Genomic DNA, 2,159 nt, shown 5'->3' with positions numbered 1-2,159 from the left:
GCTCCAGCCGCAGCGGCAGGGTCGCCATGCCGCGGTGGTCCATGGAGACGAGGCGGCAGACGAAGAAGTGCTGGACCTTCAGCCCCGGCGGGGTCGGCGGGTCGCCCGGGCGCGGGCCACGCCGAAGAAGTCGCCGCCCTTGCGGCGGTAGTCCTGCGAACCCCACTCGCGCGGGGAGCGCTTGGGCACCCCCACCAGATGGGGGATGTGGGTGGCGCCGTGGATGTGCGCCGTGATCACGTCGATCCGGACCCAGAGCCGGGCCCGGCGCCCGGGGAGCGGGTCGGTCGGCACCTCCGGGTGGCGCTCGCGGAACTCGTCCTCACCGAGCAGGTGCGCCCGCCCGTTCACGTGCAGCCCGATGCGGGCGCGTTCGAAGTCCAGCAGCAGCAGCCCGGCGTGCGGGTTCTCGGCGATGTTCCCGAGACTGGCGTGCACCCCGCTGCCCCGGTACTCCGGATACACCAGGGTCCGGTCGTCCAGCGCGTGCAGGAAACCGGGCGGACCGGCCCGGAGCGTGCTGTGGCACTCACCGAACCGGTCCGAGGTCGCGAGGAAGAACATCTCCTGCCGGGCGACGAACTGCAGCATCCGGCGGTTGAGCCGGTCGACGACCTGCTCGGCGTGGAAGCGGCGCGCGGCCTCCGTCGTTCCCAGCCGCGCCTGCACCGACCACTGGCCGGCGTTGCCCGGCCGGTGGGCCGCCGCTGCCGCCGCGGGCGGGTGCCAGTCGTCCCGGTCGCGGTCGCCGGTCGGGGCCTCGACCGGCTCCTCCTCCGCGGGGTTGCCGGACGTCCGACCCGGCCCGTGCCCCGGTCCGTCGATCTCCGCCATAGCCCCCCAAGCCCCTGAGCCCTGCCGCTATGTGTCTGCGTGTCACCGCAGGGTCTCACTCAGGTGCGTATATCCACAAAGTCGTGGCGGATTCGTTCGGCGGGGATGCCGGCGGACGTCAGCGCCGAGACACCGGAGCGCACCATCGCGGCCGGCCCGGAAAGGTAGCCGTCGAACTCCCGCCACGGGCCGAGCCGCCGCACCGTGTCCGGCAGCTGACCTGCCGGTGCGCGCTCGGCGCCGTCCGCGACCACCGTGCGGACCGAGAGCCAGCGGTGGCGGCGCTCCATCTCCCGCAGCGCCGGAAGTTCGTAGAGGTCGCTCTCCCGACGGGCACCGAAGAACAGCTCCACCGGCCGTCCTCGGCCATGTTCGGCGACGTCCTCCACGAGCGCCTTGATCGGTGCTATACCGGTGCTCCCCGCCAGGCAGAGCAGACCGGTGTCGGAGGAGTGGTCCACCGTCATCGACCCCCCGGGAGGCCCGAGCCGGATCACGCTGCCGACCGTCGCGCGCCGCACCAACGCGCCGGAGACCCACCCCGCGGGCACCGCCTTGACGTGGAACGTCAGCAGCCCGTCGGGGTCCGGCGCCTTGGCGAACGAGTAGGTCCGCCACACCCGCGGCCACCACGGCGTCTCCACCGCCGCGTACTGACCCGCGGTGAACCGGTACGGCTGGTCGGGGCGGACGGTGATGACCGCGACGTCGCTGGTCCGCAGTTCGTGGGAGACGACCTCCGCCTCCCACCAGGCCGGCGCCCGCTGCTCGTCGGCCGCGGCGGCGTCGATCATCGTCTGCGAGATCGCGGTGTAGGCGCGGATCCAGGCGGCGCGGGTCGCCGGGTCCCAGACCCGTGCGGCATAGCGGGCGAGCGCCCCGAGCAGGCTCTGGCCGACCGCCGGGTAGTGCTCGGGACGGGTGCCGTACTTGCGGTGGCCGCGCCCCAACTCGGAGAGGTACCGCGTCAGTTCCGCACTGTCGTCCAGGCGCTCGGCCGCGCCGAGCAGTGAGGCGAAGAGGCGGTCGCGCTGGGTGTCCATGGCTGCGGGGAACAGCTGCCGCAGCTCCGGGTCGCCGAGGAAGAGCAGGGCGTAGAAGTGCGACGTGGCGTCGTCGGCGACGGGCGCGATCTCGGTGAGGGTCCGCCGGATCAGCACCGCGTCGGCCGAGGGCGCCCGTCCCCGACCGGGGCCCGGGGCCGGGGGAGCGGGCGCGGTGAACGGCGGCGGGCCGGCGCCGTCCGGCCGCGTGCAGCCGCCGACGGAGCGGTCCGGCGGGCCCGCGGGCCCCGTGCAGGGACCCGCCGGCGCGGGGGGCGGCGC

General features: G+C 74.6%; 2 protein-coding genes. Both read right to left on the bottom strand.

The window, feature by feature from the left end:
- Positions 1 to 78: 78 nt before the first annotated feature.
- On the bottom strand, positions 79 to 834 hold the full coding sequence (locus HCN52_RS23890; RefSeq protein WP_168090501.1) for a pyridoxamine 5'-phosphate oxidase family protein: 756 nt from the start codon (positions 832 to 834) through the stop codon (positions 79 to 81).
- Between the two features lie 59 nt (positions 835 to 893).
- Positions 894 to 2,159 (bottom strand): globin domain-containing protein (locus HCN52_RS23885; protein WP_245175410.1); only part of this gene is annotated, 1,266 nt, incomplete at its 5' end.

Source organism: Streptomyces bohaiensis (assembly GCF_012033785.1).
In the GTDB taxonomy this organism is placed as follows: domain Bacteria; phylum Actinomycetota; class Actinomycetes; order Streptomycetales; family Streptomycetaceae; genus Streptomyces; species Streptomyces bohaiensis.
This window is presented reverse-complemented; position numbering and strand designations above follow the sequence as displayed.

Coding starts and splice junctions, on each gene's coding strand:
- HCN52_RS23890 (WP_168090501.1), bottom strand. CDS start 834: ATGGCGGAGATCGACGGACCGGGGCACGGGCCGGGTCGGACGTCCGGC.